Annotated in this window: 23 protein-coding genes, 3 pseudogenes and 1 riboswitch; of the genes and pseudogenes, 6 read left to right on the forward strand and 20 right to left on the reverse strand. The window is 43.7% G+C overall.

The genetic code is table 11. From position 1 onward, the window contains the following. Positions 1-10 precede the first annotated feature (10 nt). Positions 11-1,117: a helix-turn-helix domain-containing protein gene (locus tag G9U52_RS25515; protein WP_311764926.1), complete on the forward strand. Its 1,107-nt coding sequence runs from the start codon at positions 11-13 to the stop codon at positions 1,115-1,117. Positions 1,118-1,373: 256 nt separating this feature from the next. On the opposite strand, the pseudogene G9U52_RS25520 reads toward G9U52_RS25515, so the two are convergent. The 6 genes and pseudogenes from G9U52_RS25520 to G9U52_RS25530 all read right to left on the reverse strand — a co-directional run. Beyond that, positions 1,374-1,790 (reverse strand): annotated as a pseudogene (locus G9U52_RS25520) (Tn3 family transposase); the annotation flags it as partial. Positions 1,791-2,111: 321 nt separating this feature from the next. Beyond that, positions 2,112-2,441 carry a hypothetical protein gene (locus tag G9U52_RS40260; protein ID WP_243767555.1) on the reverse strand — a complete coding sequence of 110 codons (330 nt, stop codon included), beginning with the start codon at positions 2,439-2,441 and terminating at the stop codon, positions 2,112-2,114. Continuing rightward, complete coding sequence (locus G9U52_RS25525) at positions 2,432-3,349, reverse strand: aminotransferase-like domain-containing protein (RefSeq protein WP_279538753.1); 918 nt, start codon at positions 3,347-3,349, stop codon at positions 2,432-2,434. Before G9U52_RS25525 ends, G9U52_RS40260 begins: the two co-directional genes overlap by 10 nt. Before the next feature lie 195 nt (positions 3,350-3,544). After that, the gene (locus G9U52_RS41010; protein WP_279538745.1) at positions 3,545-3,670 is read right to left on the reverse strand and encodes a hypothetical protein; all 126 of its coding nucleotides are present in this window, start codon (positions 3,668-3,670) and stop codon (positions 3,545-3,547) included. Between the two features lie 518 nt (positions 3,671-4,188). After that, positions 4,189-4,374 (reverse strand): hypothetical protein, encoded by a 186-nt coding sequence (locus tag G9U52_RS39385; protein ID WP_207953193.1) that lies wholly within the window; start codon positions 4,372-4,374, stop codon positions 4,189-4,191. Positions 4,375-4,638: 264 nt separating this feature from the next. Further along, positions 4,639-6,837: a spermidine synthase family protein gene (locus tag G9U52_RS25530; RefSeq protein WP_166153491.1), complete on the reverse strand. Its 2,199-nt coding sequence runs from the start codon at positions 6,835-6,837 to the stop codon at positions 4,639-4,641. 353 nt (positions 6,838-7,190) lie between these two features. Further along, a riboswitch (cyclic di-AMP (ydaO/yuaA leader) is annotated at positions 7,191-7,324 on the forward strand. Between the two features lie 5 nt (positions 7,325-7,329). Here G9U52_RS25530 and G9U52_RS25535 point away from each other — a divergent pair. The 4 genes and pseudogenes from G9U52_RS25535 to tnpC all read left to right on the forward strand — a co-directional run bounded on the left by G9U52_RS25535 (position 7,330) and on the right by tnpC (position 10,534). Beyond that, on the forward strand, positions 7,330-7,812 hold the full coding sequence (locus tag G9U52_RS25535) for a C40 family peptidase (protein WP_166153492.1): 483 nt from the start codon (positions 7,330-7,332) through the stop codon (positions 7,810-7,812). A gap of 372 nt (positions 7,813-8,184) precedes the next feature. Then, positions 8,185-8,556, forward strand: coding sequence for an IS66 family insertion sequence element accessory protein TnpA (gene tnpA / locus G9U52_RS25540; protein ID WP_207953194.1), 372 nt, complete (start codon positions 8,185-8,187; stop codon positions 8,554-8,556). Next, positions 8,546-8,902: an IS66 family insertion sequence element accessory protein TnpB gene (gene tnpB / locus G9U52_RS25545; protein WP_166153493.1), complete on the forward strand. Its 357-nt coding sequence runs from the start codon at positions 8,546-8,548 to the stop codon at positions 8,900-8,902. Before tnpA ends, tnpB begins: the two co-directional genes overlap by 11 nt. A gap of 59 nt (positions 8,903-8,961) precedes the next feature. Next, a pseudogene (tnpC, locus tag G9U52_RS25550) lies at positions 8,962-10,534 on the forward strand (IS66 family transposase). A gap of 281 nt (positions 10,535-10,815) precedes the next feature. On the opposite strand, the gene G9U52_RS25555 reads toward tnpC, so the two are convergent. Both G9U52_RS25555 and G9U52_RS41810 read right to left on the reverse strand, forming a co-directional pair. Then, positions 10,816-11,052 carry a spore germination protein gene (locus tag G9U52_RS25555; protein WP_166153494.1) on the reverse strand — a complete coding sequence of 79 codons (237 nt, stop codon included), beginning with the start codon at positions 11,050-11,052 and terminating at the stop codon, positions 10,816-10,818. 181 nt (positions 11,053-11,233) lie between these two features. After that, a pseudogene (locus tag G9U52_RS41810) lies at positions 11,234-13,137 on the reverse strand (Tn3 family transposase); the annotation flags it as partial. Here G9U52_RS41810 and G9U52_RS25570 point away from each other — a divergent pair. After that, entirely contained in the window at positions 13,131-13,394 is a 264-nt protein-coding gene (locus tag G9U52_RS25570; RefSeq protein WP_166153497.1) for a hypothetical protein, read from the forward strand. The pseudogene G9U52_RS41810 and the gene G9U52_RS25570 overlap by 7 nt on opposite strands. Positions 13,395-13,431: 37 nt before the next feature. Here G9U52_RS25570 and G9U52_RS41015 read toward each other — a convergent pair whose 3' ends face one another. From G9U52_RS41015 to G9U52_RS25625, 12 genes are all read right to left on the reverse strand, one after another. Next, positions 13,432-13,701: a hypothetical protein gene (locus G9U52_RS41015; RefSeq protein WP_279538746.1), complete on the reverse strand. Its 270-nt coding sequence runs from the start codon at positions 13,699-13,701 to the stop codon at positions 13,432-13,434. After that, positions 13,587-14,210, reverse strand: coding sequence for an undecaprenyl-diphosphate phosphatase (locus G9U52_RS25575; RefSeq protein WP_512699212.1), 624 nt, complete (start codon positions 14,208-14,210; stop codon positions 13,587-13,589). The genes G9U52_RS41015 and G9U52_RS25575 overlap by 115 nt, the downstream gene beginning before the upstream one ends. Positions 14,211-14,335: 125 nt before the next feature. Continuing rightward, the gene (locus tag G9U52_RS25580) at positions 14,336-14,824 is read right to left on the reverse strand and encodes a PCYCGC motif-containing (lipo)protein (protein ID WP_166153499.1); all 489 of its coding nucleotides are present in this window, start codon (positions 14,822-14,824) and stop codon (positions 14,336-14,338) included. A gap of 17 nt (positions 14,825-14,841) precedes the next feature. Further along, positions 14,842-15,369 (reverse strand): thiol-disulfide oxidoreductase ResA, encoded by a 528-nt coding sequence (gene resA, locus G9U52_RS25585; protein ID WP_166153500.1) that lies wholly within the window; start codon positions 15,367-15,369, stop codon positions 14,842-14,844. A 29-nt stretch (positions 15,370-15,398) separates the two neighbouring features. Further along, complete coding sequence (locus G9U52_RS25590; protein ID WP_166153501.1) at positions 15,399-16,112, reverse strand: cytochrome c biogenesis CcdA family protein; 714 nt, start codon at positions 16,110-16,112, stop codon at positions 15,399-15,401. Positions 16,113-16,191: 79 nt separating this feature from the next. Continuing rightward, positions 16,192-17,025 (reverse strand): C39 family peptidase, encoded by an 834-nt coding sequence (locus tag G9U52_RS25595; RefSeq protein WP_166153502.1) that lies wholly within the window; start codon positions 17,023-17,025, stop codon positions 16,192-16,194. 63 nt (positions 17,026-17,088) lie between these two features. Next, positions 17,089-17,556 (reverse strand): signal peptidase II, encoded by a 468-nt coding sequence (gene lspA / locus G9U52_RS25600; protein ID WP_166153503.1) that lies wholly within the window; start codon positions 17,554-17,556, stop codon positions 17,089-17,091. Positions 17,557-17,767: 211 nt separating this feature from the next. Continuing rightward, positions 17,768-19,885, reverse strand: a complete 2,118-nt coding sequence (locus G9U52_RS25605) for a heavy metal translocating P-type ATPase (protein ID WP_166153504.1) — start codon at positions 19,883-19,885, stop codon at positions 17,768-17,770. Continuing rightward, positions 19,875-20,252 (reverse strand): ArsR/SmtB family transcription factor, encoded by a 378-nt coding sequence (locus G9U52_RS25610; RefSeq protein WP_166153505.1) that lies wholly within the window; start codon positions 20,250-20,252, stop codon positions 19,875-19,877. Before G9U52_RS25610 ends, G9U52_RS25605 begins: the two co-directional genes overlap by 11 nt. A 458-nt stretch (positions 20,253-20,710) precedes the next feature. Further along, positions 20,711-20,956, reverse strand: coding sequence for a hypothetical protein (locus tag G9U52_RS25615; protein ID WP_166153506.1), 246 nt, complete (start codon positions 20,954-20,956; stop codon positions 20,711-20,713). After that, positions 20,934-21,884 (reverse strand): coiled-coil domain-containing protein, encoded by a 951-nt coding sequence (locus G9U52_RS25620; protein WP_166153507.1) that lies wholly within the window; start codon positions 21,882-21,884, stop codon positions 20,934-20,936. Before G9U52_RS25620 ends, G9U52_RS25615 begins: the two co-directional genes overlap by 23 nt. Before the next feature lie 341 nt (positions 21,885-22,225). Next, a complete protein-coding gene (locus G9U52_RS25625) occupies positions 22,226-23,191 on the reverse strand; it encodes a MerR family transcriptional regulator (RefSeq protein WP_166153508.1) in 966 nt (321 codons plus the stop codon). Between the last annotated feature and the right edge of the window lie 20 nt (positions 23,192-23,211).

The raw sequence follows: 23,211 nt of genomic DNA on the forward strand, positions 1-23,211 counted from the left end.
CGCAGAATTTATGCAAATCCCTTCAGACGACGATTGGGATTTAGGTACGTATACATTTTCGCAACACGATCTCGATATCATCAATAAACATCGCCGTGATCATAACCGATTAGGCTTTGCCGTTCAATTAGCCATCCTGCGTTATCTAGGATGGTCTTTATCTGATTTGAAACACATACCGGATTCTGTAATAAGCTACATTTCCAAGCAGGTTGGCGTGGCGCCTGATGTATTTCCCCTTTATGCCCAACGGGAACCGACTAGACGAGAACATATGGAGGAGATTCGGCAAACTTATGGGTACCGGAATTTCACGCTCCGTGAATATCGGTTCTTATCCAATATCATGCTGAATTTTTCGTTTGAAAATGGTAACTATATGTATTTAATCCGTGTAGCCCTTGATGAATTGCGAAAACAGAAAATCATTATACCTGGGATGACTACAATCGAACGGGTTGTGTGGGAAGTGAGGCAACGGGCCGAGGAGAAAATATATAAAATGCTTATTTCTTCCTTATCAGTGGAACAGATCGATAAACTTGAAAACATCCTATCCCCAATGCCGGAGAGCAACAAAACGTATCTGGCATGGCTAAGAGAAGTACCAGGCACCTGTTCCCCAGATGCTTTCCTTAAGATCATTGAAAAACTGGAATATATACGAAAAGTCCAGCTTCAAATCGATACAAAAGGAATCCATCCAAACCGATTACGTCAGCTCTCCAAAATCGGGGCAAGGTATGAACCGCAGTCCTTCCGTCGTTTCGATGACCCCAAGAAATATGCTACTTTAGTTGCTTATTTACTCGATCTAACACAAGATTTAACGGATCAAGCATTTGAAATTCACGACCGTCAGATATTACAGCTACATTCGCTGAGCCCGATCCAGTATCAGAAGCAACTCCGGCTTCAGGAAGTGCGCAGAATTTTGCTTACCGACGATATTGATGTCACTTCAGCCGCTTTCGAGGTCGGATATGAAAGTCTAACACAGTTCAACCGCGAATATAAACGGTTCTTCGGCCTACCGCCGCTAAAGGACATTCGTACTATTGGCCTTCATGCCAAGGGAAACTTACATGAATCTGCTTATGCTGGTAAGATATTATAACAGCAGCGAAAAATGAGCCTACCCTCTACTGACTTGAATGTTAATTGCAGCCTATATAAGCCCTCATCGGGACGCAAAACGGCGGAAGGAAGTTATGAGACGGTCAACATCCTTCGGTTCGCTGATGATTATACTTATTTTACGGGGTCGCGCCAACATTTTAACGAAAATATACGCTAAGCCTTCGAACGTGACCAGCTTGGTGTTTTTCTTACTCTAAGCCAGATTGTCTGGGTTACACCGCCCGGACAATCTGTTATTCAACTTCCTTTTGTTTAAGCGGTCGCAATGAATTTAGAGATGTATTCTGCTTAAAATTGAATTTGTATTCGCCCAAGAAATTGATATGCTCCCATCCAAGGGGAGAAATATGGTTTAGCAGTTCTTCCTGAAGCTTACCTTGCTTTTTGCGGTGTTCTGTTGCTTGCTGGAGATAGACTGTATTCCAACCGCTAATCGCATTAATGATAATGTTCAGCGCACTGGCTCGCTGGAGTTGATCTTGTAGCGCACGTTCCCGCAGCTCTCCATGTTTGCCAAAAAAGATCGCTCTAGCCAATGCGTTCATGGCTTCCCCCCGGTTTATTCTTCGCCGCATTGCTTCACTTGAAAGATAACCCATGATGAAGATCGTTTTTTCAATGCGTCCCATCTCCCGGAGTGACCGCTGGAGTTATCCAGGGATGCTTGGGCACGAAAAAGCATCCACCACACAGATTTATGCTCAGCTTCGTGGTGAACGGCGAAGAGAAATTGTACGGGCGGTATTTTTAGGAGTTTGTACTAACCACCAACTATTGGGTCCATCTGAAATCGTCAGATTTGCTTTTGCTTAGAGTAAGAAGAAACGCTAAGCCGGTCACATCCGAAGGCATAGCGTATATTTTCGTTAAAATGTTGGCGGGACCCTGGCGGGACCCCTATAAAGGAAATAACCTACCCCCGCTCCACAAACCTCACTCCCGTGCGCTGCCGGAGCAGTTCCCGGATTCCGTCACCGATGGCCAGGATGCCGGGTTCGATGAGTCCTTCCTCCACCTGTGAGACGCCGCCGGAGGACATCCTCCTGCCGGAACTCCGGCAGGTACATGCGCTGGGCCGGATCGACCCGCACGCCGCGCTGCAGCAGGTGGTCGGCCGCCGCCTGCGCCCGGAGCGGAGCCGGCAACCCGATCGTGGTATAGAAGCCGGAGGACGATCGGGTGTAAGTCGTTCCCTGCGGCAGATGCTTGCGATATGCTTCCTGCAGCAGCACCGCTTTGCGGCGGTAGATCTCCCGCATCCGGCCGATGTGGGCGGCGAACATGCCGCTCTCTAGGTACACCTCGAGCGCCCCTGCGGCAGCAGCGGCGAATGTACGTCTGCGGTAGCCTTCGCCCGCAGGAACCCTTCCCGCAGCCCGAGGCGCAGACCGGGAAGCATGACTTTGGAGAAGCTTTTTACATAGATGACCCACCCGGACGGATCGTAAGCGAACATGGGGTCGTTCCTCGGATCTCCATCCAGGTCGCCCATGTAATCATCCTCGACGATGTACACGTAATACCGCTGCGCCAGCTCCACCATGCGCTTGCGGGCTTTGTTCGTGTGGCTGTACCCGGTTGGGTTGTGGAACCGCGAGACAGTGTAGAAGAACTTGACGTCCCCGTCCCGGAACAGCGCCTCCAGCCGCTCCAGATCCATGCCTCCTTCCTCGTACGTGATGCCGTGCACTTTGCCTCCATATCCCCGAAGCGATTCGACCATGCCAGCATGCACCGGCTGTTCCACGACAATGTTCCCCTTGCCGTTCGGAAAAGGCAGCCCCACCAGCAAATGCAGCGCCTGCTGAGAGCCAGTCACCACATAGATTCGCTCCGGAGCCGTGAACTCCTGCAAATGCCAGGCCAGTTGGAGCCCGAGCGAAGCGAGGCCCTGCCCCTCCGAGTTCGTGAACATGTCCTCGCGGTACCGCTCGATGGCCTCGTTCATGCAGTGCTGGAAGTCCCGGTATGGCATGGCGCTCCGGTCCGGTCCTGCCCACTCGAAATCGATGATGTCATGCACCTCCGCCGCGCCTCTCGGATCCTCCCCGCCTGGGCTGCGGTGCGCGATATAATAGCCGCTCTGGGGCACAGCATAGATCCGGTGCCTCTTCTCGAGCTCCCCGTATGCCCGAATCACCGTATTTCGGCTGCAGCCAAACGCTTCTGCCGCTTCCCGGATCGACGGCAGCTTGTTCCCCGGCCTCAGTAGCTAATCATGTATACATTCTGAGAAAAGGTATGAAAGGCTTCTACCAGATCAGGCATATTCCGTACATAAGTAAAAATAAAACGTCCAGGGTCATTCAGACTAATTCCGCCTTGATATCCTCCAGTACTAAACTGCAGGAATCGGTAATTCCCTTTCACTTCTCTGTATTGTTACTCTCTGATATTTGATCAATTAGCTAGCTTTTTGTTGTGCTATAGCAAATGCAGGATCCGTTCGAATTGTATTTAAAATCAGCGATAGGATCAGCGTCAAGAAGCCACCAACCTGCCATTTAAACCATCTAGACTTTTTTTTCATTGTTTGAACTCCTTTATAATGAAATAAGAACCTATTGGGAATGCAACATAAGTTGAGCCATGATACTACATACGGAGGCATGACGATCAATGATATTCAACGTCCTTTATAGTGTTGCCATGATGTTTAACATTCTTATGAATCTCAGCGGTCGTGTGATAAACCACATTATTGATGACATCCAACTTTAGCCCTTTAACAATGTGGAGTTTTGGGCTATAAGGAGGGAAAAAAGTTCAAGTCCAGCTTTACTTACCACCAAGAAGCTCTCCCACAATTTTGCATTATGAAAACGAGCATTATCCAAAACATAACGATTAAGTCGGTTGGAGCGCAGTGAGGATTCGTTGCAAGAGGGACAAGAAGGCTTCGGCCTTATATGGTCCCTCTTCCTACCAAACAATTTTTCCTTATCAGGCTTTGCAAGAAATTCTACGCCACGTGTTTACGTATAGGTTGGTTTGGTGTATTTGAGTTCCATACGATGCATCACCGCGAATAGGATAGATCTATCCAAATTACGGTTGATGTACGTTGGAAGAAAGTCCAAGTTGGTCATAAGTTTCTTTTGTTGTTCCTGGCTTAATTGTTCTAGCGGATAGGGGGAGAATTTCATCTGCAAACCATCGAGCCCATTCTTCCGATAAGTCCTGTAGTAGGTGCTCACGGCTTTCTTTTCTGTCGATTACATTCCAAACATCCATCGTCTTTTCTGGTGCTTCAGTCGTTGCTCAAATTAGTCAAACTAATAGTCATTATATTATATACTACATATTGTAGTATATTTAATTAATATAAGTCAATTACTACCTTCACGTTCAGGATTCCATAAGATTTCATCAATTTCTCCCTTTATTTTAAAATCTCCTTTATCCGTTATTGTTTATACTATTCTCCTATCGGACAAGATAGTTCAATTATAAATCATGTATTTGTAGAAACTGTGAAGAAATTGCGGTAATTTAGATTCAAAACTTCAATTTTGGCTGGATGACATAAAGTAAGATATATATGGCAGCCCCTGCATTCATTGCTGTGGAAAATCCCCATGTAAACGATAAAATGGTAGCAAGAAGCGAACCGACGACTGTGAGAATGCCATTCACCCCCCAACTTGCAGCAACATGCTTTTCTTTTACTCGACTCATTCCATAAGGGAAAGGCATTCCCATGAAGAAGCCCAAAGGCACTAGAACCAATGCGGTTACAATAACTCTTTGATTTACATCCATTTGAAGAGATTGCGCATTGTACCCATCCATGGCAGCATTGATTCCTAAAACTAATAAACCAATAACTAGTATGGGAATATATCGATTAGATTCGGAACGAAACCAATACTTGGAGAAATAACTACCCATTCCGCCTGAAACTAATAAAACACCTAAGACCAGCACAAAGGACAACGTGGGATGCCCCAGGGGAAGCACAAGTTTCTGCATCAGTGTCACTTCGATCATCATAAAACCAATGGCAATTGCAGAGAAATAGGTGAATGTGCCTATAGATAACTTGGATGCTCGCCCCATAAATAAGGCTACCAACAAAACTGCCACCAGCAGCATAATCATTTTTGGCGATATACCAACCATTTTATTATAAAAAAAGGGCATATCATCAATATTCGCTTCCAGATTAACTTTTACTGTCTTCATCATGATATTCATCTGCATAAATTGGTCGTTTACGTACGGAATATGAATTGGAATTTGTTGAATCTGTTTTGCCGCAGCCAAAAGACTGACAGCCTCTGGATACTCAAACGGTCGTTTGCCAATTATCAACAACGGTCGGGTAATTTTGCTTCCGTTTAATCCAGTGACCACATGCCCTAAGTGTTGGTAAGTCCCTATTACCGCTAAATATTTACTGATATCCTGTTCCTGTACGCCTCGTTTCTTAAAGTACTTTTTAGCAGCGTAGACCATTTTAAATAACTCGACTTCATCGTGTACCAAAAAGCCTAGGCTCCCCCCTTCTTCCAGCTTGTTCATGTATTCGGCTATCGCTTCTTGTGTGAAAATATAATTCTCCATTAATGACAATCCAAATCCGTTCTCTGTATTCTTTTTAACGAGGGATAAATAAATAAGATCATACTTATTGTTTGTCTCCCGGATATAATTTCGTCCATCAGATACGATTGGCTCCACTCCAGGAAGTTTAAAGACATTATTTGAAAGTTGGGAAACGTCCCTAACCGCTAAGAAGCTTCCTTCATTAATATCGACTGCCTCAATTATTTTATAACCTGTCATTTTCGCTAGTAATACCTCTTGGCCTCCTCCTCCTCCAATAATTAATGCCCGATTTTTCATCCGGCCTTGAAAAGCGAGATAACTAGTAGTATTACGCAAATAATCTACATGAGTAAGTTCCCCATTAAATTTTGAAATGGGGGAAACCGCCCCACCATCGATCGTTATATATAGTAAATCATCATCACCTGCATCAAATACATCTGTACGTGAGAAAGCATTCCATTTTGTAAAGATAACTCTTGCCTCTTTCTCATCCAGGAAAACATTGTGGGGACTTGTCTGATAAGCTTTAAATGAAAAAAAACTATAAAACGGATTTATGAAATTAATAAAGAGAATAGCCAACGTTGTGCTCCAGAACAGTTTTTGTTGTAAGTTCCACTCTCCAAAATAACATGCGACAAACACTGAAAAACCAATTAAAGATATTAACCCTATAGTTTGAAGCGGATTTAAGCTATCCATAAGAAAAATGGAAGAAACGGCTCCTAAGCCTCCCCCTGCTAAATCAGAAAAATACATAAGGCCAATATGATCGCGATGTCTCTGCATTAAATCAGCGAGGACCAGCCCACCCAAGAAAAAGGGGATAAGAGCCATCCCTGCATAAAAGAAAATTCCCACAAACGTTAATATATACATAGTAAAAATCACTGCAGCAATGGAAACTGCATACCATCCAAGGATATGATGATTTCGGAGCAAAGGGTGCTTTGTGATTTGAGAGTAGGCAAAATATCCCCCAATACCTATACCCAATGTTGCCAATGATACAACTAAAAAAACGTAATTGTAATCCATGATTGTTGCAAAAAAGCGTGATAAAAAGACTTCATATACGATTAAAGTAAAGGCGATAAAAAAAGTAATGATGACATCTTTTAGGAAAGTTTCTCTTGTGATCATCGGTTGCCCTCACTCCCTATTATCATTTTTAACCCACATTCCTGTTACTCCCAAGTATTCACAGTAGAATAGGATTTAAAACAAATTAAAAAACACCGTTTTATTAAACAGGCGCCGCCGTTTCTTTGTGCTTCCTCAGTTGAGAACAGAACCGCCGAACAAAATATTCGCTCTCATTGCGCTCCTTCAACATTATCAATTCTTACTACGCCGGATTATTTAAATATGATGCGAAACTTTACCATCCCCATGATAATCCCGTCATGAGTTATCCTATCGTTCACCAAATATTTGGACAATTTGTGACATTGAAGGAAAATGGATTATTAAGTCGAATTTAGACTTTGCTAAAAATAAATTGTTTGCCGAATTTCCAACATGGAAAACGGGGGAACCAACCTGGGTGAATTGATCTCAATCATAGAGGTCATAGGGAACCTTCAACCGAACCCTCCAGCTAACCTCGTAGGCACCGGAAGGAGCAGCTTAGAATTGAAGAAAATTTCCCTTTTTTTATCTAGCGCCGTTTTACTATTTTCCATCGGAGCAGGAACCGCCTCCGCTAATGGAACATTAGAAGGTAGCGTAAGCAACCTTCTTGGAACTCCTTACCAATGGGGAGGAACTTCCAAAGATACTGGATTTGATTGTTCAGGATTCATTTTGAACGTATTTAATCAATTTGGTATTGAATTACCGCGCACTTCAAAGTACCAAGCCAGTATTGGAGAAAAAGTAGCCAAGGCAGACCTTCGACCTGGTGATCTTGTATTCTTCAATATTGATGGTAAAGGTATTTCACACGCTGGTTTTTATGTCGGCGATGGCAAATTCGCTCACTCTGCAAGCAATAAAGGAGTAAGTATTAGTAATCTGAGCGATTCCTATTATGCAAAGCGTTATGTCACAGCTCGTAGGGCTACTACAGAAGATGCTTATGCACATATGATTTCATATCCATCTACTGCAGAATAGCTACTCATTGTTCGAAAGAAAGAGCTGCAAATGTATTCCTAATGGAATTTATTTGCAGCTCTTTTCTCTTGGCTATGGTAATTTCTTTACTCGCAGAATATAGTATCCAAATTCCCCTGAATTTTTGATCTAAACGACCTTCACCGTTTCAGTTTTCAAAACCATTGATAAACAATGTAAAATGATGCTAAAGAGTGAACCGGGCCATGGACCCGAAATTGTCCACCCCCCAACGGTTTATACATCTTTTATGGTAAGCGTCTAATAAGAAGGTGTATTCCAATGCAATCTAGATTTTGAGACAATTCCGTTAGAGTAAGTCGTTGGAGTTTTTCGACTCTACTCGAAAAACTCTAATGGGAGTGTGTCCAATTGCAAACTTTAGAAATGAGGAATCACTATCGACTCCAGCAATGGACCGAGACCATTCGTGACTGCCGGTCCAGTGGCCAGACCGCGGTTGGCTGGTGTGCCGATCACGAAGTCAATGTGAAAAGCTATTACTACTGGCTTCGGAAAATCCGTGAAGCTGCGTGTGAATCCCTTCCCGCCTTCTCCTCCCCGAATGAACCCACTCTCGTACCGGTTCCTCCTTCCTTGCGGACGAACGCCCCACGTTCCGAAGTGAGCCATGAACAAGCGGCCATCATTCTTCGTACGGATGCCGTTACGATTGAAATTCATCCGCATGCGTCTACCGCACTTCTTGAACAGACGCTTCGCATCATGCAATATGTTCGGTGACATCTCGAAGGCCGATCAACTGTGTATCGCCTGCGGTTATACGGATATGCGAAAGTCCATTGATGGACTCATTCACTTGGTGCAACATCAGCTACAGTTGAACCCGTTCCAGAATCATTTGTTTCTGTTCTGCGGCCGCAAGCGCGACCGGATGAAAGCCTTGTACTGGGAAGGCGATGGATTTGTCCTGTTGTACAAACGGCTGGAATCCGGCCAATACCAGTGGCCCATCGATGCGGAGGCCGTACGCTCGATCACGCCACAGGAGTTTCGGTGGTTGCTGGAGGGACTGTCGATCCATCAGCCGAAAGCGGTCAAAAAGCTGGGCTTCACCCCTTCCCTGTAGGTCAAAACAGAGCCGAAAATCCTTGTAGAATCTGGGTTTATGCACGCTTCTATGGTATAATGACAGGCATAGAAGACAGTAAAGGAACGGTATCCCATGAGTCCTTGGAACAGCTACAAAAGATGGAACATCGCATCGGCGACCTGGAAAAAGAGAATAAACGGCTACAGGAAACCGTGCAATTTCTAACGCAGAAGCTGTACGGCAAAAGCTCCGAGAAAACAGCTTCCCTCCCCGTAGGTGTGGAGCAGCTGTCTTTATTTGATGAGGCGGAAACGGAAGCTTCACGCACTGCACCGGAGCCAACCATCGAGCAGATCCAAAGCTACCAGCGGAAAAAGCAGGTAGGTGAACGAGCGGAACTACTCCAGGATCTTCCGCATGAGAAGCAACTTTGCCAGGTCCAGGACCGTTGTTGTAATGTATGCCACAGCGAGCTGGTCCTGGGGGGGGGAAGAGTTTGTGCGTACGGAAGTGGAGTTTATCCCTGCCCGCGTTCAAGCGATTGATATCTACAGAGAAACCCTAGAGTGCCGGGCCTGTCGGAAAGAGGACAAGCCCCAGATGAAAAAGGCAACGACGCCCACGCCTGTCATCCAGCATTCGATGGCCCCCGCTTCCTCTGTGGCATGGGTCATGTACCAGAAGTTTGTGAACAGCATGCAACTGTACCGCCAGGAGAAGGAATGGAAGAGCATTGGCCTTGACCTGAGCCGGGCCACGATGGCGAACTGGATGATCGCGGCCACGAGAGACTGGCTGAAGCCGCTGGTGAATCGGCTGCATGGGCTGCTTGTACAAGAGCGATATCTGCATGCGGATGAGACGCCCTTACAGGTGATGAATGAGAAGGGACGGAAGAACACGACTTCCTCCTACATGTGGATCTACAGCAGTGGGCAGCATAGTGTGCATCCCCTACGGATCTTTGAGTACCAACCCGGACGGGGGGCGAAGTATCCCCAAGCGTTCCTGAAAGGGTTCAAGGGATATTTACATAGCGATGCCTACTCCGGCTATGCGAATCTGGCAGGGACGATTTCTTGCCTATGCTGGGCACATCTTCGGCGTAAGTTTGTCGAGGCATTGCCACCGGAGGCGAAGCATCCGGAAGAGACCCTTGCAAGTGTTGGGGTAGCCTATTGCAACAAGCTTTTTGAGCTGGAGGCACTGCTTGCCTCACATCCCACTAAAGAGCGAAAGGAACAACGTCTGGTGCAGGAAAAGCCTGTACTCGATGCTTTTTGGTCATGGGTAGAAACGGCCAAAGGCAAGGTACTTCCCAAATCCAAGCTAGGCGAAGCGCTAAAGTATGCACGTAACCATAAGCAAGAGTTGATGAATTACTTAAAAGATGGGAACTGTGTGATCTCGAACAATCTAACTGAGAACAGCATTCGACCCTTTACAGTAGGACGTAAAAACTGGTTATTCAGCGGCAGTCCACGGGGTGCAACCGCGAGTGCAGCCATCTACAGCATCGTAGAGACAGCAAAGGCAAATGGATTGAGCCCGTACAAATATCTAGTCTATTTGTTGCAACAGTTACCATCGGTTGCATTTCGCCAGCAGCCGGAGCTACTTGATGCGTACCTTCCATGGAGTCCGGCAGTTCAACAACATTGCACATAACGCAGAGCCTGTGGATCTTCATGAACCCTGGGCTTTTCTTTTTCAATACACCTGGTTGTTAGACGCTTACCTTTTATGCACGTACATATGTATAAAAACCCCAATTTTGTGAAGAATCAAAATAGGAGTTGCCGCGGCAGCTCCTACTCCCTTACATCTTAAACCCGTCCATCGTGTGGTCGATCTCGTCTTGCGTGATGCCAATGTACCGTTTAGTAATGGATGGAGGCGATTTTTCAATAGCCATGGGAGGCTACTCAATGCTGCTTACTCATTTTATTCTAAATAACCCCTGAATTCCCCACGTTTTTTTGAACAGAATCCTCTACATCTGGATCATTAGTATTTGTGCTACTGATTGCATTGAAGGTATGTGCGAAATCACCGGTATTAAAAGATCCTGCACCAGCATTTGTTTTAGCGCTGCTTTGAGGAGAAAGCTGCACGGCATCCCCGAATTGAACGATTGAGCTAGGTCCTACATTTACAATTTTAACGTTACCCACTAGCGATGGCATAGACAATCTCCTTTTTCCTTTATTATTTTACTGTATGTCGGCATCTGCCTATATGCTACTTACTAGGTATCTGTAGGTCTGCGTAATGGAGTTTGAGTAACCCACACTACATATTGGGGTCTGTGTAGTAATGGAACAGAAAACTGGAATAAGGATCAATGTTAATTCAAATCATGAATCTTCAACTATTTTCAATTTTTTCAATAGTCATTAATGAACGTAATCTACCTTGTTCAATGTCTTCCGGCAGATTAAAGGAGTATTTGCCCATAATATGAATATGATCATACCCCAGCGGAGATAATCTTTTTACGTCAACATCGTCAATTTTTTGATTAGTTTTTCTTATGGCGTCCAGTGCTACTTCTGTGTATCGTGTATTCCAAAGTACAATCGCATTAACTACAAGTCCTAAGGCCCCTAATTGATCCTCCTGCCCTTCGCGATAGGCTTTATGAAGTTCGCCCTTTTTCCCATAGAAAATTGCACGTGCCAGGCTATGTCGTGATTCTCCACGGTTTAGCTGCGTCAATATTCTCCTACGATAGTCAGGGTCATCTAGATAAGCCAGAAGGTATTGTGTTTTGTAAATACGACCAAATTCACCAATGGCATGTCCCAACATAGTTGGCTTTCCGCCCCTTTGAAGCATTTGGATAAAACTTGTAGCATTCACTGTCCCAAGTTTAAGTGAACCTGCAACACGCAGCATATCATCCCAATGACGTGCGATAATATCTTTGCGAATTTTGTGCCGGGCGAGCTTATTCAAAACACCATAATCAGCTTCTGGGTCAAACCTCCAAAACCTCGATGCTCCTATGTCGGCAAGACGTGGACTGAACTGATAACCAAGAAGCCCGAAAAGCCCAAATATGATATCACTATAACCAGCTGTATCGGTCATTATTTTACGTGGTTGTAAAACGGTCTGTTGTTCTAAAATCCCCTCCAACAAATACAGAGAGTCCCTTATCGTTCCAGGTATTACGATTCCATGAAATCCAGTAAATTGGTCGCTGGTGAAGTTATAGTAAGTAACTCCGCGTCCGGTTCCAAAATATTTAGGTTCGGACCCGAGTTTATTGTCTTGACGGGTGTTACAAAACGTAATCCATCAGCAGAAGCAACTTCACCACCACCCCATATCTGTGCTAATTTCAATTGTGTATGATACGCGACTAGTGCGTCATTCGCTAGGGATAGCGTTTCAGTACGGAAATAGTTTTGTTCAACCCACGTAAGACGGTCATATTCCAATGCTGGAACGCCCGATTGTACAACGGGTTCAAGTCCTATGTTACACGCTTGCGAAATAAGTACAGCACATATGCTAACAGCTAGGTCTTTAACTCTTGAACCACCTTGGCTGATGTGTGTGAATGCTTCAGCAAACCCCGTCCATCTATTAATTTCAAGTATTAGATCCGGTAAATCAGGATGGGGGAGAAGAGAGTGGACACGTTCGCGTAATTGCTTTAATGATTTTGGTTCTTCTAATCGATCTAGAGGCGTAAGAACAAGCCGTTCCTGGCCTGCAAATGTTTCAAACCGAACAGCCGAATTGTTTGCCCATCGCTCGGCTGTTTTTTTATATGCTGTATTAAGTTCATCTACAAGTGGTAATAATGCTTCATCAGCCAATGCTGGCCAATCAAGTGTGCGTAGTATCTGGGGTCGGACAGCTTCCCATGCCGTACCTTGAAGTAGCTGTGCTCTAGGATCACCGTAACGTTCGCTGCCGGATATATAAATATCATGGCGTTTAAGATTTTCAAGTATGCGTTCAATGGACCAAAACGTATAGGCACAGGGATTAATACTATCAGGGGAATTCTTGATTACTACTTTTCGCCAACCAACCGAAATACCAGTGATAGGAGCTCCAGCATATTTCTTTTTACCACTTTTAGATTCACAATCCGCAAGAAACTGCCACGTTAAAAGTGCTTGTTGTCCTGCTGGGGTTGCATGAAATTTAATTGCTGACATAAGTTTTGGTAGAAACTTTCGTATCGTTGTATAGTGTCTGAAAAGTTCTGCGAAAGCAACGACTTGGTCAGCGGGTCTAGTAAGTGTTGAGAGCTACTGTTGGAATTACACCCTTGAAAATGGGGACAAATGACATCTCTATCTGGTTTGATAATCATCCAGATTTTAAACAAGTACGTGTTAAATTTACAATGCCCCCTGACTGGGTTGCTGAAGATAATGCGTTTTCGCTGGGTAACGGTGAATATCGTTTGACCGGGAATTTTTTGCACGCAGCTGGAGTCATTCAAATGGAAGTTAATGCGACTACAACTCAGGGCGAGAAAATCACTTTCCCGTTAAGCAACTAAGCCTGTATGCGCAGGAATCAGATGTGAAATCAAATGGTTATGGGCCTAACAATATTGAAGTAAAAGCTGGAGTTCCGACGAACGAGCAACCATAAAGTTTCAATCTAGCGTGGATCCATGTCCACGTATTCTTCCGGGCCGGATCGTCGGGTACGAAAATCATGAATTTCAATATATCTCCCTTTGAATAATTCAATGACACGCAGTATTTCGCTCTCCTCTTCCGGGCCAAAACAATTCCGATAATAGGGTCCAATATCGTCCATCCGGTAAGGGTGACCAATAATAAACTGACCGCAACACCCAAAGATGTGAAAACATCGGTAAGCAGATGCAGGGCATTCGATTCCGGGAGAATCCGGGCCAGAATGCTAGACACTGAAATACTCCTATGAGGACTGCTTGTTTGTAAGTAATATCCTCCATAGTTTCTGCTGTTACACGTACACGTGCCTTTTCTGCCACTATCATCAGGATTCCACCAGCTACTAGACTTATAAGTACAGGCAAAGGGCCAAATAAGTATTTTTTGATTAGATCATGTAGTGCCAGACCCACCACTACAGCCGGACCCATAGCCAAACCAACATGGATGATATTGATCCCCGGCTGCTTCATGAATCCAGGTTTCAGTTTGAAAAATCGAAGAAATCGTTTTAAATATAAGACAAACACTGCTAGGACTGCACCAAGCTGTACGATGATTTCAAATGTTTTGGCACGCTCTCCTTCAAAAGAAAGTAGATGTGCCGTTAAAATCATATGTCCCGTCGAGGATACGGGCAAGAATTCTGTTAACCCCTCCACGATCCCCATAATTACTGCATTTACAATGTCATTCAATTACTATACACTCCTAAAAATTATAATAGTTTGGATAAAATTAAGGATATAAGGATGCCCTGTGGCCACTGCTGTAACATGCTACCTTAATATATCTGCTATTGAGGAAAAGGCGTTTGGGTCGGAGAAGCAAATCCCTTACTATAAGCCCCATCTATTGCAGATCTAATTTCATTTGCTGATCTTCCATCCTTGTTCATCTGAGCTACTTTAATCGCAATATCCATACATGTAGCGCATCTTGTTCCGTGATCATCCCAAGTGGTTGTACCGTCACTTTTTGTTACTTTAATAAAACAATTCAAATTGCTTTGATGTCCGGCTTCCTCACCGCATCCGCAATAACAGGGAATCCACTTCATCAGATCCTTGTTTTGCGCTGCAAGCTGGTAAACGATCTTGGTCGTTTCTGGATACTTATTTAAAAATGAAGGCAATTTATCAGGAGCAGCTGTAGTCTCTTGCAGGTCACCATTTTTTGTGGAGTGCTGGCCATGGCTTATTTCTGGTTCAGCATTCTTTCCGCATGCTGACACAATGAATACAACCATAACTATCATGATTAGTTTCAATAGATTATGACTCATGTTTTAATGTAGCCTCCCTATTTTTGTGACGTTCTTACTATCTTTTCGATTCGAGTTTTTATATTATTCTCAGTCATCTCCCCAACAAAAATATCCTGAATAATCCCTTGTGGATCAATAAAAAACGTGGTGGGATAAGACATTACTTTATATTTTTTTCTAACCGTATCATTATCAAGTAGAATTGGAAAACCGATATTTAGCTGTTTTACAAAGGACTCAACTGATATTTTGCTTTCATTTAGATTAATACCGACAATCTCTACACTTCTATCTTTCCATAGGTCATACTGTTTTTGTAGTGCTGGCATTTCCCGGACACATGGGGGACAAAAGGTTCCCCAAAAGTTAATGACCAAAACCTTTCCATGATAATCAGAAAGATTATGGATTTGGCCATCCAGGCCTAAAAGCTTGAATTCCTGTGCCATGGAACCTACTTTTACAGGTTGTTCTTCTTTGGAAAACGTAGTCGTGATGGCATAAATACCTACAATTAGGGCGGCCACTAGTATCAGAATTTGCAGCAATCTATTTCTATTCATAACTTGGAATATGACCCTCCTTGCTCATTTTAAAATCCAGTAAAGCCGCCATATAAGCGGATTAAGAAGATGGTTATTTGAGTCATTTTGTCCGTGTATAATAATACACCTGTCAGCAGCATCATGACTCCGCCTATTTTCATAAGTTTGCCAGAGTGCTTGACTAACCATTTTGTTTTTCCAATAAAAAAGGTCATGGCAAAGAAAGGAATGCCGAATCCCATCGTATACGCAACAACATAGAAAATGGCTTGGTTGGGTTCTGTAAGGCCTAAGGCAAATACAGCAGAGAGAATGGGCCCAATGCAAGGAGTCCAGCCTGCAGCATATGCGATGCCGATTAGAGTGGACCCTAAATAGCCTTCCGGCCTTCGTCCAAACTGGATCCTCTTCTCCTTCAAGAGAAACTGGGGTTTAAAAAGGCCTAACATAAAGAGACCCATTACTGCGACAATGATGGCACCTAACTGCCGAAGCAAATCACGATAATCCGAGAAGAATTGGCCGATCAGGCTAGCTGAAAGCCCCAAAGCCAGAAAGATAATGGAAAAACCAAGAATAAAAAACAAGGTATGAAGAAGAGCGTGTTTTTTCGATATGTGTTTTGAATCTTTGGAACCTGTGATTGAAACCCCTGTGATATAAGACACAAAGGAGGGGTACAAGGGCAGACAGCAAGGGGAAACAAAAGATAACAAACCGGCGCCGAATGCCAACCATAGCGTAAGATCAGTGGGATACATATGTCCGTTCCTCCATCTTTGATAGGTATTGTCTTTTTAAAGAGCTAATTCTCTAGCTAGAAAAGCGGATATATATTACTTATTTTATGTAAGACAGGGCTTGCCTTCCCTGCAAGTCCCATGTTTTGATGAACTGCTCCTTCAGGACTTTTTCCTGTTTAACACCTGTAAGAGGATCATTGACATAAACATATGACTCATCATATCCAACCAGGAGTACGGCATGGACCGAAAATGTTCCTTTAATAGGTCCTAACGGTGAGTCCCATACATACCACCTGGGCGTCTCCTTGAACCCAATCGTCGTCCATACAACTACGGGAATTCCCGCGGCAACCTGGCGTTCAAGGAGGTCAAAAGAACTGCGTGTTAAATCTACACTGGTAGGGATGTACGTTGCCATGAGTTGAAATAAGGCGGTGTGATAGATGCTGAATCCTTGGGATTTGGCTGTGATATCACCAACAAAACCAAGATTGGGATTACCCCAGTAGACGATGTTCCCTTTATCATCCCATTGAATGGGGGTGGGATCCACCAGCATCTCCGGCAGCAGTTCCATCTTGGTTTTCTTCACTCCATAGAACTGGAGAAGCATCGTCAAGCTGGTTAACTCACAGCCGGAAGGAAGTTCAGGCTTTTGCTGAATAATTGGGGCGTCAATGATAAAGGATTTAGGCTTATTATCCACAGAATATTGCGGATTCGCTAGTTGATTGGGACTTTGCAATGAATTAGACGGATACCCAGGTACGTGGATAGGCGGTACATTTTCAGGCTGGTTTTCAGAGGAAGGTTCCGTTGCTAGCTTACCAAATATCATTAAAGTCAGAAAGCTGCTGCCCAACACGGAAACGGACACCGTCGTGAGAGCGACCATAAATGTCCCCAGTTTTTTAGAATTTATAATCATGAGTTGTCCCTCCCGAGAAGCCGACAAAGATCCCATCGTTAATTTTATCGATGGGAACTGCCTTTACAAAATAGAGGTGTTTTTTTCTTGCCTCCATTTGCGAATATTGTCTAGAATTATCATGGTAAAGCCCGTCACAATTAGTGCATCTGCCATATTGAAAATGGGGTAGTTGATGAATTTAAACTCAAACATGTCGACGACCTCTCCTTTTATGGCACGATCCACAAAATTGCCCAAGGCTCCACCCATAACCATTGCAAGGGCAACGGAAAGAAAAGGTTGGCTTTTATATACCTTTCGAAGGTAGAGAATAATGCCGATAAGAATGGCGATCGTGACCACAATAAAAAAGAGCCTCTGATTCTGTAGGATTCCAAAAGCAGCTCCACGGTTGCGGTGCGAAGTCAAATGAAAGATCCCCTTGATCAGTGGAATGCTTTGTCCCAGCTCCATGTATCTTACAACGGACCCTTTTATGAATTGGTCAAGGAGAAATACTGCGGCGGCTATCACATAATATCTCGTCAAGATTTCAGCACTCCCCTAAAGTTTTAAATAAAGCCGAATCCCAGTTTTCCCTAGAATTCGGCTCCGTCAGTTCCAATCATCCCTCAAGGACTAGCCCAGCATAATGAGGGATCAGACCGGCATAGCTGTCACCAGTGGCAAATGTAAGGGCAAAAGTGTTAAAAGCCAGTTGCGATGAGCCGTAACTACTTTTGTGGTTTAACTCGGCCGCTTACTCTTTAATCTTTAGCAGCCGTAAGCTGTTCAGGGTTACGATAAGCGTTGCACCCATATCTGCAAAGATGGCCATCCATAAAGTAAGCCATCCAGGGACAATGAGCAGCAAGGCAACTGCTTTTATGATCAACGAGAACGTGATATTCTGCTTGATGATACCTAGCGTGCTACGGCTTAATTTTATGGTATACGGTAGCTTTGTTAAGTCATCCGCCATGAGCGCAATATCTGCTGTTTCCAAGGCAGTATCTGTACCAGCACCTCCCATGGCAATACCGACATCTGCGCTCGCCAACGCTGGCGCATCATTGACCCCATCCCCAATCATGCCAACCTTTCCGAGCTCTTTTAGGCTTTTAATCGATTCCAGTTTATGCTGGGGCAATAGCTCAGCTTTTACTTCGCCAATCCCGACCTGCCTGCCAATAGCCTCAGCTGTCGCTTGGTTATCCCCGGTAAGCATAACCGTTTTAGTGATCCCCAAAGCATGGAGTTTACGAATGACCTCCCGGCTGCTGGGCCTGATCTCATCTGCGACAGCAATAAGCCCGTAAACCTCAAGTTCCGTACCCAGAACCATAACCGTCTTGCCTTGTTTCTGTAGCTGTTGGATTTGCTCCGAAACGATGCTCTCCAGCGGTTTAATATCGTCAAAAAGCCGAGGGCTTCCAATATAGTAAAGGACGCCATCTACAAAGGCTTTTGCTCCTTTGCCGGTGATCGAAGTAAAGTCAGTGGCTTCTTTAGTAGCCGTGTTAATTTCGGCTGCCTTCCGGACGATCGCAGATGCAAGTGGATGTTGAGATCCCTTTTCAATCGCTGCAGCAATGGATAATAGTTCATCCTCTTCAGGCCCTTGTAACCGCACGATGTTTGTTACGACCGGTACACCTTTCGTTAACGTACCTGTCTTGTCAAAGGCGATCACAGTGAGTGCACCGGCTTCTTCTAAATGAATGCCTCCCTTAATCAGCACACCATTTTTTGCAGCATTTCCGATAGCCGTCACAATCGATACCGGCGTGGAAATAACGAGGGCGCAAGGGCAGCCGACGACAAGGAGCGCTAGCCCCCTATAAATCCATTCTCCCCAAGCTCCCCCCATAAACAGCGGAGGAATTAACGCAATACCTAAAGCAAGAAGCATGATCGCTGGTGTATAGTATTGAGCGAAACGATCGACGAAAGCTTGCGAAGGAGCCTTTTCGGCCTGGGCTTCCTCGACGAGATGAATGATCTTGGCAATCGTAGTATCTTCCACACGTTTGGTCACCTCTACTTCCAGCAAGCCTTCTTCATTGAGCGTTCCAGCAAACACATCCCCGCCCGGTTCTTTTTCTACTGGGACAGACTCCCCCGTGATGGCCGCCTGGTTCACAGCTGACCTTCCCTTCAAGACCGTTCCATCCATCGCAATCTTTTGCCCGGGTTTTACGACCATGATATCCCCGATTTGGATATCGTCTACAGAAACCTGCAGCTCCTTGTCGCCGCGGCGAATGGTTGCCTCTTTGGGAGCCACATTCATCAGTGAACGAATGGACTGCCTAGCTTTCTCCATGGAGTAACTTTCAAGTGCCTCGCTAATTGCAAATAGAAGGACAACGGTTGCGCCTTCTAACCATTCACCAATGGCTGCTGCTCCGATGATGGCAATGGTCATCAACGTATTCATATTGAAATTGAAGCGAGTCAGGCTTTTCAGTCCCTTGATAAAAAGTTCATATCCACCAATGAGGATGGATACGGCAAACAGGACGGTCGAAATCGGACTATCTTCACCTAAAAGCCATCCAATAGAAAGGAATGCGGCGGAAACCAGGCTTGTGATGGTAGATCTTTTTTTCCAAAAAGACTTTTTTTCAATCGGCCGGGTCTCTTTTTCAGGATATACTTTCAATCCTTCAAATGCTCCGGCCTTCTCTAATTCGGGAATGCTCGCTTTCCCATATACCGTAACCTTTGATGCTCCAAAATTAACTTGGGCATTTTGAACTTCTGGCAAAGATTTAACGTTTTGTTCGAACTGTGCAGCACAATTGGTGCACGTAAACCCTTGAACCCGGTACACAGCCTTGCTCTGAACCTCTTCCTGATCTGATCTACCTTGCATATACGGCTCCCTCCTCATTTTCTGAATGAGCAAACGCCAACATGATAAGCTTCCTCATACGGTCATTGTCCATCGAGTAAAAAACCAGCTTACCTTCTTTGCGGAATGTAACCATCTCCATGCTGCGAAGCAGACGAAGATGGTGGGAGGCTGATGCCAGCGAGCAGCCAATGATGTTGGCCACGTCACAGACGCACAACTCATCCTCATTGCATAAAGAATAGGCAATCTTCATCCTCGTCTCATCGGCCAATGCTTTAAATATATGGATGGCCGGATTAACATCCAGATGCTCAAGTAAGTCCTGTTGTCGTTTTACCTTGTCCTCATCGAAACAATAGATCTCGCATTGTTCATCATGAGCCATTGCCTTCACCTCAATCAAATGTATGTTTGATTATTATCATATACCAAAGCCGCGTAATAATCAAACACATATTTGATTATTATTTCATATTTTCGATAAAAATATACAAGTTCCGATTAACAAAATGGAAACGGAACATCCATATAATTTCATATTCAAAAGCTAGATTTCCTTGTGGTAAGTAGGCTAATATGAGATTATAAGTTCCGATACTTACAATTCTAGGACTAGGGAAAAGCTTTTTACATTGAAAAAGTGGAAGACCTTGATAAATAAGGTCTTCCACTTTTTGAGTTTCCTGCGTTGTACGCAGCAATTCGAACCTTACGCGCTATCTTCGCGGGATCACCTGGTCAAACCAAGTTACATTGGTTTGTATCAATCAGAAACTATCATGCGTCATCGTCTCTTATTCCAGTTTTCTGTTCCATTACTACACAGACCCCACTTTCGTCCGTTCAATTAAAATAAGGTTTACGACCAGTCATTTTCTCATAGTAATGCCCAATGATCTGCTCCATGCCTGGAGCTACTGAGGCGAAGCTCTTCGCTTCCATAATTCTCTTAATCGTTCCCAACTCAATATCATGATGAAGATATTCTTTCCGTTCAGCATGTTTATTAGCCGTCCGGATCATTCGTTGCAGGCGTGCCAAATCACGCATTTCTTCCAGATTCTCATTAAGGCTTATCTTTGCCTTCATCCTGTTTCTCCTTCGTTCTTGCCGGTTGTTTGGAACTTTGTAGAACCTGGGCATCTGCTAGCTGTTGCCGCAGTTTGTCCATATCTGAATAAAGCGTCCGGATCTCGTTCGAATGTCTTTTTTCAAGATTACGGATCTCTCGAGATAGTTCCAACCTTTCGTTAGTAAACTCTTCCGTGAGTCTTCTCTCAATGGTAAGCAATGCTGTTTCCTGAGCGAGTATCGCTCGTTCAGCGGCTCTTTGTAGTTCGTCGGCATGTTTATCTGTCAACATCTTAATCTGATCTTCATGTACCAATCTTATCGACTCTATAACTTCACGTGATGCTTGCAACTCTTCTGCTTGCTTTTCCGATAACTTAGTAATTTCAAATATTTTGGATTCAAGCTCTTGTTTTTGCAGAACCGCTTCCTGGCCATCTGTAACCATCTTCGACAATCGTTCAATTCTTTCTTTGTTTTCAACAAGAATTTCTTCATTTTTATTATTTATTTGCGTGAGGTTCCCGGACTCCTTTTGAAGATCTACCAAATCTTTCTCAAGCCCTTTTTGTTCCTCCTTCATTAACTGCTCAATCTTTTTATGCTCGGTTAACTCATCCTGCTGGACGGAGAGCTGCAGAGCAAGCTCGTTTAGCTTCTCTTCATAACCTTCAGAGAGTTGAATTCGATCTCCCTGTTCAGTAGTCAGCATTGACGTGAAATGATCGACGAGGCTTTTCACATGGTATTCAATTGAAGATATTTGTTTTTGGTAACCAGCTCCAAGACCATTTTTCATTTGTTGTAACTCATACGTGGACATTACGTGGTCTAAAAAATCGCCTTCGAATAGAATCCCAGATTCACGGAATAATTTCTCCGCCTTCTCACGCCCCTCTATCGTTGGCTTATAAAGCTTTTGAGTCCTTTCTATCTTCTCAGACATCCCACAACCTCCTGCTCAATATATTTCAATTATCGCGCTCTAGTTCAGTATTCACGATAATCCTCTTCATCAAATCCTAATGATGCGTTAAAAATATCTGTATTTTTCCGGAGCCTGTTTAGTCTGAATCTTATAATGAGATCTATCATTGCTTATATACTATAAATAACTCTAATACTAATATATACCTTATTAATATAGATGTAAATGTAGATATCTAAGATATCTTTGATATCTGTTTGTAACAGTACTTTAATCAGATATCCAAATCAAAATGGACCAGAATTATACCCTGGTCCATTTTGATTTACTGTTTATACATTTATGTATTTGGATTTCCCTCACAGTGATGTTCGCTCGTTGTTCTCCTTGATGATCCTAGACAGAAGAAAATTAACTGTTTGATCAAATGAATAGTTTTTTTCATTTGCAATATTCTCTATCTGTTGATATACCTTCTTATTATAATTCGTGTGCTTACTTATTATTTCGCCGTCTAACTCAATGTAATCTCCTGAAAGGGTTAAGTAACCTTCCACTTTAAATTTGTTGAGCAATTTTAAATCTGACTTACTTCCTTTGATTTTCCCTTTCCTACACCTTATAAAATAAGAATCTTCTTTTTCAAAAATTCGAATGTTTTTGTTACCAAGACATCTAACCATTTCACTCAAAACATCAATAATCTCAGCATAAACATCAATTGGTCTCGGAAACGAAAATATAATCGTTCCAGTCTTTTTCTCATAAGGTAAATCAAGACAGGGTTTTGAGATAGGAAGGTAGCCATGTGGTTCGATAATAAGATAATTTTCAGTAAGCAGTTGGACTGGATTAGTCGAGACTACTACCACCTTTTTTTCTTCAAATGTAAAAGAATCGAATAATCTCAAATTATTTTTATATAAGTCAAGCTCCCTCCCTCCATCTCTTAAAAACTGGTGCTCACGTTTCTCAAGAGCTAATTTTAAGGCCACGCAATCGGCTCTTCTGAATATGCGTCGTTGTTGCTTTCCATAAGTAATTACCTGGCTCGGTATACCTGGAGGGTTCGTTTTAGCGAGCAGACCTAAATATTGCTTAGTGATCCCCACAAGTTCCGCAGCTTCACTTTGAAATAAAGCATCAGGACCGAACAAATGATTCAATCTTTCGTATTCTTCTACCGTAAACCGATAACCACCATCACTACGATATGTATCTGGATTTACGGAGTTGAGCATGCCATTTTCAACCCATAGTCTAATAGTATTAGTCGATTTTTTTAATTTTTGAGCCATCTCTTTTTGTGATAAATAATTTGACATTTTACTTTACCTCGCAACGA

It is taken from the genome of Paenibacillus agricola, assembly GCF_011440305.1.
Lineage (GTDB): Bacteria > Bacillota > Bacilli > Paenibacillales > NBRC-103111 > Paenibacillus_S > Paenibacillus_S agricola.

Coding starts and splice junctions, on each gene's coding strand:
- resA (WP_166153500.1), bottom strand. CDS start 15,369: ATGAATAGAAATAGATTGCTGCAAATTCTGATACTAGTGGCCGCCCTA.
- G9U52_RS39385 (WP_207953193.1), bottom strand. CDS start 4,374: ATGGATGTTTGGAATGTAATCGACAGAAAAGAAAGCCGTGAGCACCTA.
- G9U52_RS25595 (WP_166153502.1), bottom strand. CDS start 17,025: ATGATTATAAATTCTAAAAAACTGGGGACATTTATGGTCGCTCTCACG.
- G9U52_RS25605 (WP_166153504.1), bottom strand. CDS start 19,885: ATGCAAGGTAGATCAGATCAGGAAGAGGTTCAGAGCAAGGCTGTGTAC.
- G9U52_RS41010 (WP_279538745.1), bottom strand. CDS start 3,670: ATGAAAAAAAAGTCTAGATGGTTTAAATGGCAGGTTGGTGGCTTCTTG.
- G9U52_RS25590 (WP_166153501.1), bottom strand. CDS start 16,112: ATGTATCCCACTGATCTTACGCTATGGTTGGCATTCGGCGCCGGTTTG.
- G9U52_RS25625 (WP_166153508.1), bottom strand. CDS start 23,191: ATGTCAAATTATTTATCACAAAAAGAGATGGCTCAAAAATTAAAAAAA.
- G9U52_RS25530 (WP_166153491.1), bottom strand. CDS start 6,837: ATGATCACAAGAGAAACTTTCCTAAAAGATGTCATCATTACTTTTTTT.
- G9U52_RS25610 (WP_166153505.1), bottom strand. CDS start 20,252: ATGGCTCATGATGAACAATGCGAGATCTATTGTTTCGATGAGGACAAG.
- tnpB (WP_166153493.1), top strand. CDS start 8,546: ATGTTCGGTGACATCTCGAAGGCCGATCAACTGTGTATCGCCTGCGGT.
- G9U52_RS25615 (WP_166153506.1), bottom strand. CDS start 20,956: ATGAAGGCAAAGATAAGCCTTAATGAGAATCTGGAAGAAATGCGTGAT.
- G9U52_RS25620 (WP_166153507.1), bottom strand. CDS start 21,884: ATGTCTGAGAAGATAGAAAGGACTCAAAAGCTTTATAAGCCAACGATA.
- G9U52_RS25555 (WP_166153494.1), bottom strand. CDS start 11,052: ATGCCATCGCTAGTGGGTAACGTTAAAATTGTAAATGTAGGACCTAGC.
- G9U52_RS25575 (WP_512699212.1), bottom strand. CDS start 14,210: ATGGGGATCGTGGAGGGGTTAACAGAATTCTTGCCCGTATCCTCGACG.
- G9U52_RS25515 (WP_311764926.1), top strand. CDS start 11: ATGCAAATCCCTTCAGACGACGATTGGGATTTAGGTACGTATACATTT.
- G9U52_RS25580 (WP_166153499.1), bottom strand. CDS start 14,824: ATGAGTCATAATCTATTGAAACTAATCATGATAGTTATGGTTGTATTC.